Source organism: Streptomyces sp. 2A115 (assembly GCF_052245575.1).
Taxonomy (GTDB): Bacteria; Actinomycetota; Actinomycetes; order Streptomycetales; family Streptomycetaceae; genus Streptomyces.
In genome coordinates, this window is record NZ_JBQQCG010000059.1 from 58,867 (window position 1) to 73,802 (window position 14,936).

A 14,936-nucleotide genomic window follows, 5' to 3' on the forward strand; every position below is an offset into this window, starting at 1 on the left:
CTTAGCGTTCGAGGACGAGGGCGAGGCCTTGGCCGACGCCGATGCAGAGGGTGGCGACGCCGACTCCCGTGCCCTTGCGGGCGAGTTGGTGGGCGACGGTGCCGGCGAGGCGGGCGCCCGAGGCGCCGAGGGGGTGGCCCAGGGCGATGGCGCCGCCGTGGGGGTTGAGTACGGCGGGGTCGAACTCGGGCCATTCGGCGAGGCAGCCGAGGACCTGGGCGGCGAAGGCCTCGTTGAGTTCGAGGGTGGACAGGTCGGCGAAGGTCCGGCCGGCCTTGGTGAGGGCGCGGTTGACGGCTTCGACGGGGGCGAGTCCGAAGTAGTGCGGGTCGATCGCGGAGACGCCGGAGGCGGAGACGCGGGCGAGGGGTTCACGGCCGGTGGCCTTCAGGCCCTCCTCGTCGACGAGTAGCAGCGCGGCGGCGCCGTCGTTCAGCGGGGAGGCGTTGCCCGCCGTCACCGTGCCGTGCTCGGTGCGGAAGGACGGCTTGAGCTTGGCCATGGCGTCCAGGGACGCGGAGGCGCGTACGCATTCGTCGGCGGCGAAGACGACCGGGTCGCCCTTGCGCTGGGGGATGGACACCGGTGCGATCTCGCCGTCGAAGAGGCCGGCCGTCTGTGCGGCGGCGGCCTTCTGGTGGGAGGCGAGGGCGTACTCGTCCTGCTGCTCGCGGCTGATCTTGTGCTTGTCGGCGATGAGTTCGGCGGACTCGCCCAGCGGGATGGTCCACTGCGGGTCCATCCTGGGGTTGGTCATGCGCCAGCCCAGCGTGGTGGAGTACAGCTCGGCGTGCCCGGCCGGGAAGGGTTTGTCGTTCTTCGGGAGGACGTAGGGGGCGCGGGTCATGGATTCGACACCGCCGGCCAGCGCGATCGACGCGTCGCCGAGCGCGATGGCGCGGGCGGCCTGGATGACGGCTTCCAGGCCCGAGGCGCACAGCCGGTTGACGGTGACGCCCGGGACGCTGGTGGGCAGGCCGGCCAGCAGTCCGGCCATGCGGGCGACGTTGCGGTTCTCCTCGCCGGCGCCGTTGGCGTTGCCGAAGTAGACGTCCTCGATCCGGGCCGGGTCCAGGTCCGGGGTGCGGACGAGGAGTTCACGGATGGCGTGGGCGGCGAGGTCGTCCGGGCGGACCGAGGCGAGGGAGCCGTTGTACCTGCCGAACGGCGTGCGGACGGCATCGACGATGTAGACGTCGCGCAGGCTCATGACCGGATCTCCTCAGCGAGCTCGTCAGCGATGTCTTCCGTGGTGCGGACCTTGGCGGCCGTCTTCTCCACGATCTCCTCGACCGTGACACCCGGCGCGGTCTCCACCAGCACCAGCCCTTCGTCCGTCACGTCCAGCACCCCCAGATCGGTGATGATCCGGTTGACGCACGCCTTCCCGGTCAGCGGCAGCGCGCACTCCTCGAGGATCTTCGGGGAGCCGTCCTTCGCGGCGTGGGTCATGATCACGATCACCTTGCGGGCGCCGTGGACGAGGTCCATCGCCCCGCCGATCCCGGTGATCATCTTGCCGGGGATGGCCCAGTTGGCGAGGTCACCGGCCGCGGAGACCTGCATGGCGCCGAGCACGGCGACGTCGATGTGCCCGCCGCGGATCATCCCGAAGGAGAGGGAGGAGTCGAAGTAGGAGGCGCCGGGCAGGACGGTGACCGTCTCCTTGCCCGCGTTGATCAGATCCGGGTCGACCTGCTCCTCGGTCGGATACGGGCCGGTGCCCAGGATGCCGTTCTCCGACTCCAGGGTCACCTCCACGCCGGGCGGAAGGTAGTTGGGGATCAGCGTCGGCAGGCCGATGCCCAGGTTGACGTACTGGCCGTCCTGCAGCTCGCGCGCGGCGCGGGCGGCCATCTCTTCCCTGCTCCAGGCCATTACTGGCTCACCGTCCCGTTGGCCGCGGACGTGGAGACCGTCCGCTTCTCGATCATCTTGGCGTTCGCCTGCTGGGGGGTGAGGGCGATCACGCGCTGCACGAAGATGCCCGGCAGGTGCACCGCGTCCGGGTCGATCTCACCCGGCTCGACGAGTTCCTCGACCTCGGCGATCGTCACCCGCCCGGCCATCGCCGCCAGCGGGTTGAAGTTGCGGGCGGACTTGTTGAAGACCAGGTTGCCGTGCCGGTCGCCCCTGGCGGCGCGGACGAGGGCGAAGTCGGTACGGATGCCGTGCTCCAGCACATACTCCGTGCCGTCGAACTCCCGTACCTCCTTGGGCGGCGAGGCCAGCGCGACGCCGCCCTCACCGTCGTAGCGCCAGGGCAGCCCGCCGTCGGCGACCTGGGTGCCCACCCCGGCCGGGGTGTAGAAGGCGGGGATCCCGGCGCCGCCGGCCCGCAGCCGCTCGGCCAGCGTGCCCTGCGGGATCATCTCCACTTCCAGCTCGCCGGCCAGATACTGCCGCGCGAACTCCCTGTTCGCCCCGATGTACGAACCTGTGACGCGGCCGATGCGGCCGGCCGCCAACAACACCGCCAGACCGGACTCCATCGCCCCGCAGTTGTTGGAGACGACGCCCAGGCCGGAGACTCCGCGCTCGTACAGCGCGTGGATCAGTACGTTCGGCACACCGCTGAGGCCGAAACCGCCGACGGCGAGTGTCGCGCCGTCGGCTACATCGGCCACTGCCTCGGCGGCTGTGGCGACCACCTTGTCCATCCGTGAAGCCCCATCTCTCCCGAGCGTCCGGTGCCCGAGTTAGTCAGGGCACTGAGTATTTCTCCGAGGTTTCAAACACGCTGTCATCCCGGCCCCGGGCAGTCAAGAGTTCTGAGGAACAAGCAGGTCAGAGTCTCGAAGCCGAGCGAGACAAGGTGGGCCGCCTCCCGGTATTGTTCAGTACACCAACGAATAAGGAGCGCTCATGGCCGCGGTGGATCTCTCCACCCACCCCGGGCACCTGGCCCGGCGGCTGCAGCAGGCGCACTACCTGCTGTGGAACACGATGGTCTCCGAGGAGATCACCTCGCCCCAGTTCGCGGTCCTGAACGCGCTCGTCGCCGAGCCGGGGCTCGACCAGCGCACGGTGGGGGAGAGAGTGGGTCTGGACCGGTCCACCATTGCCGAGGTCATCAGCCGGCTCGGCCGACGTGGTCTCCTCGGCAAGGTCCGCGACCCGGAGGACGGCCGCCGGTTCCTGCTGCGGCTCACGGACGAGGGCGTGCGTGTCCACCGGAAGCTGACCGTGCGGACGGCGCGGATGAACCAGGTCTTCCTGGCGCCGCTCTCCGCCGAGGAGCAGGAGCTCTTCTTCGATCTGATCCAGCGGGTCTCGGACGCGGCGGAAGGGCTTCGCCGTGCGGGTAACTCGGTGGAGCCGCTTGTCACGCAGGGTTGAGCTTTTCTTGGGGCGCGGTGAAGAAACGGCGGTAAGGAAACGGCGACAACGGCTGTGTGGAAGCCGCGGGCCCGTCGTGGCCGGTCGCTCCCCCACTCTCGGCTTCTCCCCCACTCTCGGCTTCCCCCGCTCATGGGAGACCCCCATGAGCGGGGGACCCCCATCGCGGCGGAGCCGCATCTGTCACAGCCCCGCGCCCCTTGCGGGGCTGCAGAACCCTGCGCACCAGGAGGGGCCGCCGAACACCCCCGGCGGGCTCACGCCTTTGCGAACACCACCCACACCTGGCCCTTCGCGAAGTTCATCGGCTTGCCGTTCGTTGTCGTGAACTCCGTGCCGTCCGTGGCCGACGGGCGCTTCCACTCGGCGTCGAAGGCCTTGCCGTCGCGGAGTACCTTCGCCGTGCCCGAGCCGACGGTCTCCGTGTACGGCGAGTTGTTGCCCAGGGAGTCGTGGAACCTGGACTCCCGTACCTTCACGTACTGCACGACGACCGTCGCGGCGGCCACCCGCTTCCCGTCGGTCGTCACCGTCGGCGTCCCGTCCATCGACACCAGCCAGCGCTCGCTGCTCTCGGACCAGGTGAAGGTGAAGCGGGCCGCGGGGAAGCCGACCGTGCGCGAGTTCTCGGCCTCGCCGCCCGCGGGCAGCGCGCCGTACTTGAATCCCGTCGTGAGCGCGTCCGCGCCCGGAGTTTCCGGCAGCAGTCGCTGCGGGCGCAGGTAGAGGTTGTGCGGTATGGGCCTGTCCGTCCCCCGGTAGTACGCCCCCGGCTCTTTGCCGGGGAGTGCCGCGTGCAACGGTGCCTTGTCGATAAGTGGCAACAGCTTGCTCTGCGCCCCCGAGAACGCCAGCGTCGGCTCGTTGAACTGGCGCAGCAGCTCCAGGTCGGACTCGCGCGCGCTGCGCACCGGGCCGACGGCGGGCGGGAGCTTGGTCGCGTACACGGCCATCAGCCGGCTCAGTCCGCCCTCCACCTGCTCCGCGTACACGATGTCCGCGGCGTCCAGGCCCGTCGACGGGCGGGCGCCGCGGACGTTGTCGATCTTCACGGCGAGCGCCGAACCAGGGGCGGGCGCCGTGCTCGCACCGTCGTCGTCCGTGGTGTTCGTGCTGTCCGGGATCTGGCCGCGTCCGTCCTCGTTCGAGCCGCCCGGTGTCGTGCAACCCGACGCCAGGGAGGCCGCCACCGCGGCGGCGAGCAGCGCCGCTGTCATCGTGCGGCGCCGCCTGCGCGCCATCTGTCCCATGCCCACCGTGGCCACCAAGTCTCGTGTTAATGATTGTGCGCTTATAAGTCCTTTGATGGCCATACCCGCTCGGTTCTGATTGCGCGCGTTGAACGGGGTGGTCGGCACAAGTTGATGGCTGATCGAAACACGCCGAGGGTGCGGAGGGTTCGGCGGAGGGCGCCGGGTGCGTCCTACGGCCCGAAGATGTCCGCCAGGTCGTAGCCGACCGGCTCCTCCAGCTGGGCGTAGGTGCAGCTCTCGGGCGTGCGGTCGGGGCGCCAGCGGCGGAAGCGAGCCGTGTGCCGGAAGCGCTGCCCGTTCTCCATGTGGTCGTACGCCACCTCGCACACCCGCTCCGGCCGCAGCGGGACCCAGGAGAGGTCCTTCTTGCCCGACCAGCGGCTGGGTGCGCCCGGCAGCCGTGCCGCCTCATGCGCCGACTCCTCCGCCCAGGCCGCCCACGGATGCCCCGCGGCCGACTCCATGCGCAGCGGCTCCAGCTCCGCGACCAGCTCCTCGCGCCGCTTCATCGTGAACGCCGCCGCCACCCCCACGTGCTGCAACGTTCCCTTGGCGTCATGCAGGCCGAGCAGCAGCGAACCGACGACCGGCCCGCTCTTGTGAACGCGGTAGCCCGCGACCACCACGTCCGCCGTGCGCTCGTGCTTGACCTTGAACATCAGGCGCTCGTCCTGCCGGTAGAGCAGTGTGAGCGGCTTGGCGACCACCCCGTCCAGGCCCGCGCCCTCGTACTGCTCGAACCACTGCTGGGCCACCTCGATGTCCGTCGTCGCCGGCGCCACATACACCGGAGCCGTGGCCCCGGACAAGGCCCGTTCCAGCAGCGCCCGCCGGTCGCCCAGCGGGACCTCCAGCAGTGACTCGTCGGCGAGCGCGAGCAGGTCGAAGGCCACGAACGACGCCGGGGTGCGCTCGGCGAGCGTCTTCACGCGTGACGCCGCCGGATGGATCCGCTCCGTGAGCGCGTCGAAGTCCAGCCGTCCGTCGCGCGCGATCACGATCTCGCCGTCCATCACGCAGCGCTCCGGCAGCCGTTCCCGCAGCGTCGCCGCCAGCTCGGGAAAGTACCGGACCAGCGACTTTCCATTGCGGCTGCCGATCTCGGTCTCGTCGCCGTCCCGGAAGACGATCGCCCGGAACCCGTCCCACTTCGCTTCGTAGTGCATGCCCGGCGGAATCTTCGCCACGGACTTGGCGAGCATGGGTTTCACGGGTGGCATCACCGGCAGGTCCATGGTCTGATTCTGCGCGGCTTGGCCGGTATTCGCCCGATGTGAGATGGGTGCATCGGTGTGCGAGGTATGCGCGGTACGCCTACCGTGGCTCGCATGGGTGACGCGGTGGAGCTGGAGGCGGCGGGCAGGACGGTGCGGCTGTCCAGCCCGGACAAGATCTTCTTCCCGGAGCGGGGCTTCACGAAGCGGGACCTCGCCCAGTACTACCTCGCCGTCGGCCCCGGCATCCTCCGCGCCCTGCGCGATCGCCCGACCACCCTGCAGCGCTACCCGGAAGGCGTGACCGGCGAGTCGTTCTTCCAGAAGCGGGCGCCCAAGAACATGCCCGACTGGATCCCCACCGCGCACATCACCTTCCCGAGCGGTCGCAGCGCCGACGAGATGTGCCCCACCGAGGTCGGCGCCGTTCTGTGGGCCGCCCAGTTCGGCACGCTGACCTTCCACCCCTGGCCGGTGCGCCGCGACGACGTCGACAGCCCCGACGAACTCCGCATCGACCTCGACCCGCAACCCGGCACGAACTACGCCGACGCGGTGCGTGCCGCACACGAATTGCGCGAGGTCCTCCACGAGTACGGCGGCCTGAGGGGCTGGCCGAAGACGTCCGGCGGTCGGGGCCTGCATGTCTTCGTGTCCATCCAGCCCCGGTGGACCTTCACCCAGGTGCGGCGCGCGGCGATCGCCGCGGCGCGCGAACTGGAGCGCCGGATGCCGGACCACGTGACCACGGCCTGGTGGAAGGAGGAGCGCGGCGAGAAGATCTTCGTGGACTACAACCAGACCGCGAGGGACCGCACCATCGCCTCCGCCTATTCCGTACGTCCCTTCCCGCACGCTCCGGTGTCGGCGCCCCTCTCCTGGGACGAGGTGGGTGACGCCGTGCCCCGTGACTTCGACCTGGAGACCATGCCCGCGCGCTTCGCCGAACTCGGCGACGTGCACGCGGACATGGACGGCGACGCCTTCTCCCTCGAAGCCCTGCTCGAACTCGCCCGCCGTGACGAGCACGACCACGGACTCGGCGACCTGCCGTACCCGCCCGAGTACCCGAAGATGCCGGGCGAACCGAAGCGGGTACAGCCGAGCCGGGCCAAGAAGGAGAGCGGACCTACAACTCCCTGATGGTTACGCCTCCTTGAGGATCACACCTCCTGGACGATCACAACTCCTTGATCCGGATGTCCCGGTACGAGACGACATCCGTCGTGCCGTGCACCTGCAAGCCGACATAGCCGGAGGCGAACCGCCGCCCGTCCGTGCCCGGGTCGTCCGAGCGCGGCGGGGTGAAGTCCTGGCCGCCGGTGTTGTCGAACTCGTTGATCAGCACGCCGTTGCGGTACACCGAGTAGTGCTGGTCGACCACGCGGATCTCGTAGTCGTTCCAGGTGCCCTTCTGGGTGACGCCGGCACCGGCCAGCCCCACCCGGTCGAAGCCGTAGAGCGAACCGGTCTTGTACATGTCGCCGCTGGGACTGTCGAACACCTGCACCTCGTGCCCGTACTTGATGGCGACCCACTCCGGTCGCGGCTCCTCCGGATGATCGTGGACCCCCGGGAAGCGCACGAACACACCGGAGTTGGCGTTGCCCGTGCCCGGCGCGTCGTCACGCCACTGGAGCTTCAGCGAGAAGTCGCCGTACTTGCGCTCGGGGAACCACAGCATGCCGAGCCCGCTCTTCGTCGTCCCCGAAGTGATGGACCCGTCGCCGTTCGGTGCGAACGAACCGCCGCCCACCTGCTGCCACTTGGCAAAGGACTCCTCCGTGCCGTCGAGGATCGTCCGGTAGCCCTCGGTCTGGCCGGGCTTGCCGATGCCGGACTGCTTGGCCGCCTTGGTGATCAGGTTGAACTCGCGCTGGTCGATGACGCCTTCCTTGAGGAGCTTGTCCAGGACGGTCTTCACGTGCTTGAGGAACAGCGCGTGGGACGTCCACTCCTTCTCGTCCTCGATCAACTCGTTGATGCGGCACCGGCTGTTGGTGATCCGGTTCGGCACACCCGAGTCGACCGTGCCGACGATGACCGTCAACCGCTCGTCGTACTCGGCGCAGGCGGGCGCGGGCACCCCGCCGCCCGAGGCGACCGTGAAGCTCACGGTCCGCGCGTCGGCGGTGTTGCCCGCCTTGTCACTCGCGCGGTACGCCACCGTGTGGGCGCCCACACGGTCGACCAGGACGGGAGCGGTGTACGCGAGATACGGGCCGCCGTCCAGCGAGTACTCGATCGCGGCGACCCCCGAACCACCCGCGTCCGTGGCGGTCACGGTGACCTTGGCGCTGTTGATGTAGGCGCCGGAGGAGTTCTTCGTCCCCTCCAACGTCACTCCGGTCACCGGCGGAGTCTTGTCCTCGACGGGCGGCGCGACGACGGTGAACTCGACGGACTTCTCCGAAGCCCTGTTACCCGCCTTGTCCGTGGCCCGGTACCGCACCTTGTGCGTGCCCACTTCGTGGACCATCACCGGAGCCGTGTACGGCTGCCAGGCACCGGAGTCACCGAGCGCGTACTCGATGGTGTTGACGCCGGACCCGGTGTCGGAGGCCGACACGGTGACGGTCGCCATCGAGACGTACTGCCCTTGGGGATTCTGCTCGCCGCTCACCGTGGCCGACGTCTCCGGAGGAGTCGTGTCGTCCGACTGCGGCGCCACCACCGTGAACTCCTCCGCCTTCTCGGCGGCCATGTTCCCGGCCTTGTCGACCGCTCTGTAGCGGACCTTGTGAGCGCCCACCTGGTCGACCACCACGGGTGTGGTGTACGGCTGCCAGGCACCCGCGTCGCCGATCGCGTACTCGATCCGGTCCACGCCCGAATCCGCGTCGGTCGCGCTCAGTGCCACGGTCGCCGACCCGACGTACGCACCGGCCGCGTTCTGCGTACCGGTCACGTCCGCCGCCGTCTCGGGAGCCGTCGTGTCCTCGCCGGTGCCCTCCCTGACCACGAGGATGCCCTGCATCTGACCGTGGCCGGGGATGGTGCAGTAGTAGCGGTACCGGCCGGGCGTGAGCGTGACCTCGGCGGTGTACTTGCCGCCCTGGTCGTCGTTCGGGTTGGCGAGGATGTTGAGCTGGACGTCGTTGTTGTACTCCGGGTCGGAGACGTCGAAGGTCAACGTGTGCGGCATACCCGTGGTGTTGCCGGTCGCCACGCTGTTCTCGAAGACGATCGTCGTCGGGCCCGCGACCGCCGTGGCGGGCGCGGACGTGTACTTGGTGATGTCGTCGCCGGCCGTCCAGGTAAGCGTCTGCGCGGCGGCGGCCGCCGGGGTGCCGTCGCTCTGCTCGGCCGCCGACGTGGACGTCAGCCCGAGCACCATCAGCAGCGACGCCAGCAGAGCCGTCCACAGACGTGCGGTTCCTGCCGTTGTTGCGGTTCTTCGCCTTCGTACGCGCATCACTCCGCCTTCCTGGCCAGCTGGTCGGCGGCGGGCGTGGGGCCACCGCCCTTGTACGTCACCTGCCACAGCGCCGACTTGGCGTCCGAGGTGAAGAAGCCGCGCCCGTAGTCGAGGACGTACAGCGTGCCGTCGGGGCCGAACTTCCAGTCCATGAGGTTCTTGATGCCGTCGTTGCCGAGGGGAATGATCTTCTTCAGCGACTCGGCGTGCACCGGAATGCCGCCCTGCCCGGCCGTCCTGGGGTCGAGAAGCACGGCGTGTCGCGGCTGGTCGGCGTCGTAGAAGTCGCCCACGAACCACTTGCCGTCCCAGTACGAGGGCCACTTCACCTCACTCGCGGACGCGTCGTCGTACCGGTAGACGGGCCCGTTCATCGCCGCCTGCCCGCCGCCCTTCAGCCACGGCAGCAGGAACTTCTGCTCCGCCTCCTTGTACGAGGGGATGCCGTTGGCGTCGCGCGGGAAGTCCGGGCCGCCGCCCTGGGGTGAGTACCAGATGGTGTTCGAGGTGACGGGCGGGAGGTTGACGAGGCCGTCGTTGTTGGGCGACTCGTTCTTCGGGGCGTCGCAGTCGTACCAGCCGAGCGGCTGCGTCGGGTCGGGCAGGTTGCGGTCCCGGTAGGGCTGCTTGTTGCCCATGCAGTACGGCCAGCCGTGGTTGCCCGGCTTGGTGATCGCGGCGAACGTGTCGTACTTCGCCGGACCCCAGGTCGTCGACGGTGCCGAGGCGTCCGGGCCGACCCATCCCGCGTACAGCGTGTCCGTCTCCTTGTCGACGGAGATGCGCGCCGGGTTCCTGACGCCCATCACATAGATCTCACCGCGCGTCTTGCCGCCGCCCTCGGCGGTCTCCTTGCCGGTGAAGAGATTTCCCTCGGGCAGGGTGTACGTGCCGTCGGGTTCCGGGTGGATGCGCAGGATCTTGCCGTTGAGGTTGTTGGTGTTGCCGGAGGTGCGGCGCGCGTCGGCGAAGGAGACGCCCTTGTAGTTGGGCTGCGGGTTGTTGCCCGAGTAACCACCGCTGAACTGGCTGGAGTTGTTGTCGCCGGTCGCGACGTACAGGTTGCCCTTCGAGTCCCACGCCATACCGCCGCCCGCGTGGCAGCAGCTGTGGATCTGCACCGGCCACTTCAGCAGGACCTTCTCGCTGCTCAAGTCCAGCTTGTTGGCGGCGAGATCGAGCGTGAAGCGGGAGACGCGACGCTCGGCCATCCGTGTGTCGCGGTTGATCTGCGCGTGCGGCGTGTAGTGCAGATACACCCAGCCGTTCTGCTCGAACCGCGGATCCAACTCGATGCCGAGCAGCCCCTCTTCGACCTTGATCAGCTCGTCGCCGCCGCCCTTGTTGCCGAAGACGGAGAGTGCGCCGGCGAGGGTGACCTTCTTGGTCTTCGGGTCGTAGACGTGGATCTCGCCCTTGCCCTTGCCGATGTCCGGGTTGTTCCAGTCGGTGACGACGGGCCCCGAGGAGTCCGCGCCGCCGCGGCCGATGTAGAGCACGCGTCCGTCGGGCGCGGTGACCAGGCCGTGCGGCTCGCCGATCTGGTCGTTCTGGCCCGGCTGGTTGGGCTGGGTCAGGCGCTCCGCCTTGTAGTTGGCGTTGATCGTGGCCTTGCAGTCGGCCTGCGCTATGCGGGTCGTCCACATCAGTGCCCCGCGCAGATGCGTACGGAAGTCCGTCTCGTCATACGAGGAGACCGTGCCGCCCATGCCGGTGTAGAAGGAGCGGCCGCCGTCGTAGTCACGGCACCAGGACACCGGGTGGTCCGCGCCGTTCTTGCCGGCACCCGGCTCGTACGTCGACTCGCGGACGCGCGCCACGGTGTGCACGTCGCCCGACGGGTTCTTGGTCCAGTTGAGCCACTGGTCGGGGCGCTTCCACTGGAGCGGGAGGTCCTTGGTGGCCGGGTGCTGCCGGTCGCCGACCTCAACGGTCGCTCGCTGTACGGTAGTTGGGCTGGACGCGGCCGGGCGGGCACCGACGAGTCCGGTGAACCAGTCCGAGTACGGCTCGGCGCGAGCCGCGTCATGGACGCCGAGGAAGCCGCCGCCCGCCTCCATGTACGCCTCCAGGCCGGCCTCCTGCTCGGGCTCGAGGACGTCCCCGCCGCCCGTCAGGAAGACGACGGCGTTGAAGCGGCCGAGCTTCGTCTCGTTGGTGAAGACCGAGGCGTCGGCGGTGGCCTCGACCTTGAAGCGTTGCGCGGTCGGGCCCGACAGGCCGATCTTCTCGATCGCCTCGATGCCGGCGTTGACGACGGGCGACTCCTCGCCGCCGGCCGCGGATCCGTGGAAGACCAGGACCCGTACGTTGGCGCCACCGGGCGGCGACTTGATCGACATCGTTGTCAGCGATGGCTCGGGCTCCGGGCGTGCGCTCGCGGAGGGGCTCGAAAGTACCCCCGCGGTGATGGCCCCGGCGGCCAGCGCGGCCGCCCAGCCTCTGCGTCTTGCCTTGCTCAACCCTCTTACAGCTAAGGGCTTTTGATGCGGTGTGAACCGCATGTGGTCACCCACCCCTCGTCGGTCACAGCAACAGCGCCATGGAAGCTAGACCTTTTCGCGCAACTCGCCAATAGCTATGACCGGGATGGCACGAACTTTGTCCTGGGTGTGGATAAACGGGAGCGGCGCGGCTACGGTCTCACAGGTTCATCTCCGTCAATTCCGTACCAGGGTGGGGAGTTCGGCATGGGCATCGGCATGAACAGACGTGGCTTCAACAGACGGATGCTGCTGGGTGGGACGGCCGTCGTCGCCGGTGCGACATCGTTGTCCTCGGCCCCCGAGGCCGTGAGCGCCGACGCCCCGGTGAAGACCGCGCCGGCCGGGGGCGAGGTCCGGCGCATCAAGCTCTACGCCGAGAAGCTCCCCGACGGCCAGATGGGCTACGGCCTCGAGAAGGGCAAGGCCTCGATCCCCGGCCCGCTCATCGAGCTCAACGAGGGCGACACGCTGCACGTCGAGTTCGAGAACACGATGGACGTGGCGGTGAGTCTGCACGTCCATGGTCTGGACTACGAGATCTCGAGCGACGGCACGAAGCTGAGCAAGAGCGATGTCGAGCCGGGCGGCACCCGTACGTACACCTGGCGCACCCACGCTCCCGGCCGCCGCAAGGACGGCACCTGGCGCGCGGGCAGCGCGGGCTACTGGAACTACCACGACCACGTCGTCGGCACGGACCACGGCACCGGCGGCCTCCGCAAGGGGCTGTACGGTCCGGTGATCGTCCGCCGCAAGGGCGACATCCTCCCCGACAAGACCTGCACGATCGTCTTCAACGACATGATGATCAACAACAAGCCCGGTCACCAGAGCCCCAACTTCGAGGCCACGGTGGGCGATCGCGTCGAGTTCGTGATGATCACGCACGGCGAGTACTACCACACGTTCCACATGCACGGTCATCGCTGGGCGGACAACCGCACGGGGTTGCTCACCGGGCCCGACGACCCCAGTCAGGTCATCGACAACAAGATCGTGGGACCGGCGGACTCGTTCGGCTTCCAGGTGATCGCGGGGGAGGGGGTCGGGGCCGGGGCGTGGATGTACCACTGCCATGTCCAGAGTCACTCCGACATGGGGATGGCGGGGCTCTTCCTGGTGAAGAAGACGGACGGGACGATTCCGGGGTACGAGCCTCACGAGCACTGAGCGCTCCGCTGGGCTGGGCCGTTATTGGGTGCGGGTTCGTTGGGGCTGGGCGCGCCCACGCGGCGGAGCCGCATATGTCACAGCCCCGCGCCCCTTATGGGGCGCTCCGTCAGGTGGCGTTTGCCAGGAGGATCCGGGTCAGTTCTCGGGGCTGGGAGAACATCGGCCAGTGGCCCGTGTTCATCTCGACGAGCTGCCAGTGTTTGCTGGTCAGGAGCTCAGCCACGTCGTCGTTCGGTTCGGCGCCGTCGAGGAGGCACTTGATGTACGTGGCCGGGAGCTCGCCGAGCGGGCCCGCCAGTACGGCCGGCTCGGTCAGCGTGGCGCCCGGGTGCGGTGTCGAGCCCTTCACGAAGCGGGCGATCTGCTCGTCGCTGAGGTCCTGGCCCTCGCAGTCGGCCGCGGTCAGCGGGGGCCAGAAACCACCGTTCGCGGCGATCGACGCCTCCACCGTCGCCCGGCCGGACGGCCAGCCCGACACGAACGACTCGCCGTCGGCCGGCACGTTCGAGTCGACGAAGACCACACGGGCCAGCCGGTCGCCGATCCGCGCGGCGGCCTGCCCCACCGGGATACCCGAGTAGCTGTGCCCGACCAGGACGACGTCCCGCGGCCCGAGGCGCTCGACCTCGTCGACGATGTCCTGGACGTGGGTCTGCTGCCCAGCCCGCACGCCCTGCTTGTCGGCGAGCCCGGAAAGCGTCAACGGGTGGGCACCGTGGCCGGCCGCACGCAGCCCCGGCACCACCTCGTCCCACGCCCACGATCCGAGCCACGCCCCTGCGACCAGTACGAAATCTGTCATGGCGGCAACCTAGCGGAGGGCTCTGACAATCCGGCCGGACACTGCTCCGGGAGCGCTCTCACCACGTCTCCAGCCCGCGGTTATCCTGATCCACAACCGCCGCCCTGAGGAGCCCCGAGGTGACCGAGCAGACGACAGAGCCGCGCCCCACGCTGGAGGCCGTGGCCGCCCGGGCCGGAGTGTCGCGGGCCACCGTGTCTCGTGTCGTCAACGGGGGCGAGGGCGTACGGGAGGTCCTGGTCGAGCGGGTCAGGCGGGCCGTGGAGGAGCTCGGATACGTGCCCAACCAGGCCGCCCGGAGCCTCGTCACCCGACGGCACGACGCGGTCGCAGTGGTGATCGCCGAACCGGAGACCAGGGTCTTCGCCGACCCCTTCTTCGCGCTTCAACTCCGGGGCATCAGCAAGGAGCTGACCGCTCACGACTCGCAGCTCGTACTGCTGCTCACGGAAGGCCGCGACGACCACGCACGCGTCGGCCGTTACCTCGCAGGCGGCCATGTCGACGGCGCGCTCGTCTTCTCGCTGCACCTCGACGACCCGCTGCCCGGACTCATCCACGGCGCCGGAATGCCGACCGTGTTCGGCGGGCGGCCCGGCTGGGGCGACGGGACGCACAATGCGGTCTACGTGGACAGCGACAACCGGGGCGGCGCCCGCGAGGCCGTACGCCATCTCGTCGGGCTCGGCCGCAAGCGCATCGCCCACATCACGGGCGCCCTCGACCAGACCTCGGCGGCCGACCGGCTCGACGGCTTCCGGGACGTGATGGTCGACGCCGATCCGAAGCTGATCGTGGAGGGCGACTTCACTCCGGCGGGCGGCGAGCGCGCGATGCGTGAACTCCTCGACCGCTGCCCGGACCTGGACGCGGTGTTCGCCGCCAACGACCTCACGGCCTCGGGCGCCCTGCGTGTCCTGCGCGAGCGGGGGCGGCAGGTGCCCGAGGACGTCGCGGTGATCGGCTTCGACGACATGCTTCCGATCACCGAACAGGTCGACCCACCGCTCACGACGGTCCGTCAGGACATCGAGGAGATGGGGCGGTTGATGGCACGGCTGCTGCTACGTGGTCTGGACCGGACCGGTTCCGCGGGGGTGCCGGCCGGCGGCTTGGCGGGGACGCCGACCAGTGTCGTCCTGCCGACGACACTGGTTCGGCGGGCCTCGGCGTAAGCGCTCCGCGGGGTGGATTGTGTTTTCGGTGCGGCCCGGTGGGGGTTGATCGCGCAGTTCCCCGCGCCCCTTGAAA

The 14,936-nt window shown here is 69.2% G+C and carries 12 protein-coding genes; 4 read left to right on the forward strand and 8 right to left on the reverse strand.

Features of this window, described 5'->3' with window-relative positions; genetic code table 11:
* Position 1: 1 nt before the first annotated feature.
* Genes ACTWQR_RS37715 through ACTWQR_RS37725 form a run of 3 tightly spaced genes read right to left on the reverse strand, consistent with a single transcriptional unit; the run spans position 2 to position 2,660 of the window.
* Positions 2 to 1,204, reverse strand: a complete 1,203-nt coding sequence (locus ACTWQR_RS37715; protein ID WP_443231760.1) for a thiolase family protein — start codon at positions 1,202 to 1,204, stop codon at positions 2 to 4.
* Between the two features lie 2 nt (positions 1,205 to 1,206).
* Positions 1,207 to 1,878, reverse strand: a complete 672-nt coding sequence (locus tag ACTWQR_RS37720) for a CoA transferase subunit B (RefSeq protein ID WP_443231743.1) — start codon at positions 1,876 to 1,878, stop codon at positions 1,207 to 1,209.
* On the reverse strand, positions 1,878 to 2,660 hold the full coding sequence (locus ACTWQR_RS37725; RefSeq protein WP_443231744.1) for a CoA transferase subunit A: 783 nt from the start codon (positions 2,658 to 2,660) through the stop codon (positions 1,878 to 1,880). The genes ACTWQR_RS37720 and ACTWQR_RS37725 overlap by 1 nt, the downstream gene beginning before the upstream one ends.
* A gap of 205 nt (positions 2,661 to 2,865) precedes the next feature.
* Here ACTWQR_RS37725 and ACTWQR_RS37730 point away from each other — a divergent pair, with 205 nt between their 5' ends.
* A complete protein-coding gene (locus ACTWQR_RS37730; protein WP_443231745.1) occupies positions 2,866 to 3,339 on the forward strand; it encodes a MarR family winged helix-turn-helix transcriptional regulator in 474 nt (157 codons plus the stop codon).
* 257 nt (positions 3,340 to 3,596) lie between these two features.
* Here ACTWQR_RS37730 and ACTWQR_RS37735 read toward each other — a convergent pair whose 3' ends face one another.
* A complete protein-coding gene (locus ACTWQR_RS37735; RefSeq protein WP_443231746.1) occupies positions 3,597 to 4,589 on the reverse strand; it encodes a DUF3048 domain-containing protein in 993 nt (330 codons plus the stop codon).
* Between the two features lie 173 nt (positions 4,590 to 4,762).
* The gene (locus tag ACTWQR_RS37740; RefSeq protein ID WP_443231747.1) at positions 4,763 to 5,827 is read right to left on the reverse strand and encodes an ATP-dependent DNA ligase; all 1,065 of its coding nucleotides are present in this window, start codon (positions 5,825 to 5,827) and stop codon (positions 4,763 to 4,765) included.
* Between the two features lie 93 nt (positions 5,828 to 5,920).
* On the opposite strand from ACTWQR_RS37740, the gene ligD reads away from it, so the two are divergent.
* Positions 5,921 to 6,949 (forward strand): non-homologous end-joining DNA ligase, encoded by a 1,029-nt coding sequence (gene ligD / locus ACTWQR_RS37745; RefSeq protein ID WP_443231748.1) that lies wholly within the window; start codon positions 5,921 to 5,923, stop codon positions 6,947 to 6,949.
* A gap of 37 nt (positions 6,950 to 6,986) precedes the next feature.
* Here the strand turns inward: ligD and ACTWQR_RS37750 are convergent, their stop codons facing one another.
* Positions 6,987 to 9,221, reverse strand: coding sequence for an OmpL47-type beta-barrel domain-containing protein (locus ACTWQR_RS37750; RefSeq protein ID WP_443231749.1), 2,235 nt, complete (start codon positions 9,219 to 9,221; stop codon positions 6,987 to 6,989).
* Positions 9,221 to 11,728 carry a ThuA domain-containing protein gene (locus ACTWQR_RS37755; protein WP_443231750.1) on the reverse strand — a complete coding sequence of 836 codons (2,508 nt, stop codon included), beginning with the start codon at positions 11,726 to 11,728 and terminating at the stop codon, positions 9,221 to 9,223. The genes ACTWQR_RS37750 and ACTWQR_RS37755 overlap by 1 nt, the downstream gene beginning before the upstream one ends.
* 198 nt (positions 11,729 to 11,926) lie before the next feature.
* Between ACTWQR_RS37755 and ACTWQR_RS37760 the strand changes: the two genes are divergently transcribed.
* Positions 11,927 to 12,880, forward strand: coding sequence for a multicopper oxidase domain-containing protein (locus ACTWQR_RS37760; protein ID WP_443231761.1), 954 nt, complete (start codon positions 11,927 to 11,929; stop codon positions 12,878 to 12,880).
* Between the two features lie 109 nt (positions 12,881 to 12,989).
* Here the strand turns inward: ACTWQR_RS37760 and ACTWQR_RS37765 are convergent, their stop codons facing one another.
* Positions 12,990 to 13,685, reverse strand: coding sequence for an alpha/beta fold hydrolase (locus tag ACTWQR_RS37765; RefSeq protein WP_443231751.1), 696 nt, complete (start codon positions 13,683 to 13,685; stop codon positions 12,990 to 12,992).
* A 119-nt stretch (positions 13,686 to 13,804) separates the two neighbouring features.
* On the opposite strand from ACTWQR_RS37765, the gene ACTWQR_RS37770 reads away from it, so the two are divergent.
* Positions 13,805 to 14,860, forward strand: coding sequence for a LacI family DNA-binding transcriptional regulator (locus ACTWQR_RS37770; protein ID WP_443231752.1), 1,056 nt, complete (start codon positions 13,805 to 13,807; stop codon positions 14,858 to 14,860).
* Positions 14,861 to 14,936: the final 76 nt, after the last annotated feature.

Bases quoted from the DNA above. Each gene is read 5' to 3' on its own strand.
- ACTWQR_RS37720 (WP_443231743.1), bottom strand. From the start codon at position 1,878: ATGGCCTGGAGCAGGGAAGAGATGGCCGCCCGCGCCGCGCGCGAGCTG.
- ACTWQR_RS37725 (WP_443231744.1), bottom strand. From the start codon at position 2,660: ATGGACAAGGTGGTCGCCACAGCCGCCGAGGCAGTGGCCGATGTAGCC.
- ACTWQR_RS37730 (WP_443231745.1), top strand. From the start codon at position 2,866: ATGGCCGCGGTGGATCTCTCCACCCACCCCGGGCACCTGGCCCGGCGG.
- ACTWQR_RS37735 (WP_443231746.1), bottom strand. From the start codon at position 4,589: ATGGGACAGATGGCGCGCAGGCGGCGCCGCACGATGACAGCGGCGCTG.
- ACTWQR_RS37740 (WP_443231747.1), bottom strand. From the start codon at position 5,827: ATGGACCTGCCGGTGATGCCACCCGTGAAACCCATGCTCGCCAAGTCC.
- ligD (WP_443231748.1), top strand. From the start codon at position 5,921: ATGGGTGACGCGGTGGAGCTGGAGGCGGCGGGCAGGACGGTGCGGCTG.
- ACTWQR_RS37750 (WP_443231749.1), bottom strand. From the start codon at position 9,221: ATGCGCGTACGAAGGCGAAGAACCGCAACAACGGCAGGAACCGCACGT.
- ACTWQR_RS37755 (WP_443231750.1), bottom strand. From the start codon at position 11,728: ATGCGGTTCACACCGCATCAAAAGCCCTTAGCTGTAAGAGGGTTGAGC.
- ACTWQR_RS37760 (WP_443231761.1), top strand. From the start codon at position 11,927: ATGAACAGACGTGGCTTCAACAGACGGATGCTGCTGGGTGGGACGGCC.
- ACTWQR_RS37765 (WP_443231751.1), bottom strand. From the start codon at position 13,685: ATGACAGATTTCGTACTGGTCGCAGGGGCGTGGCTCGGATCGTGGGCG.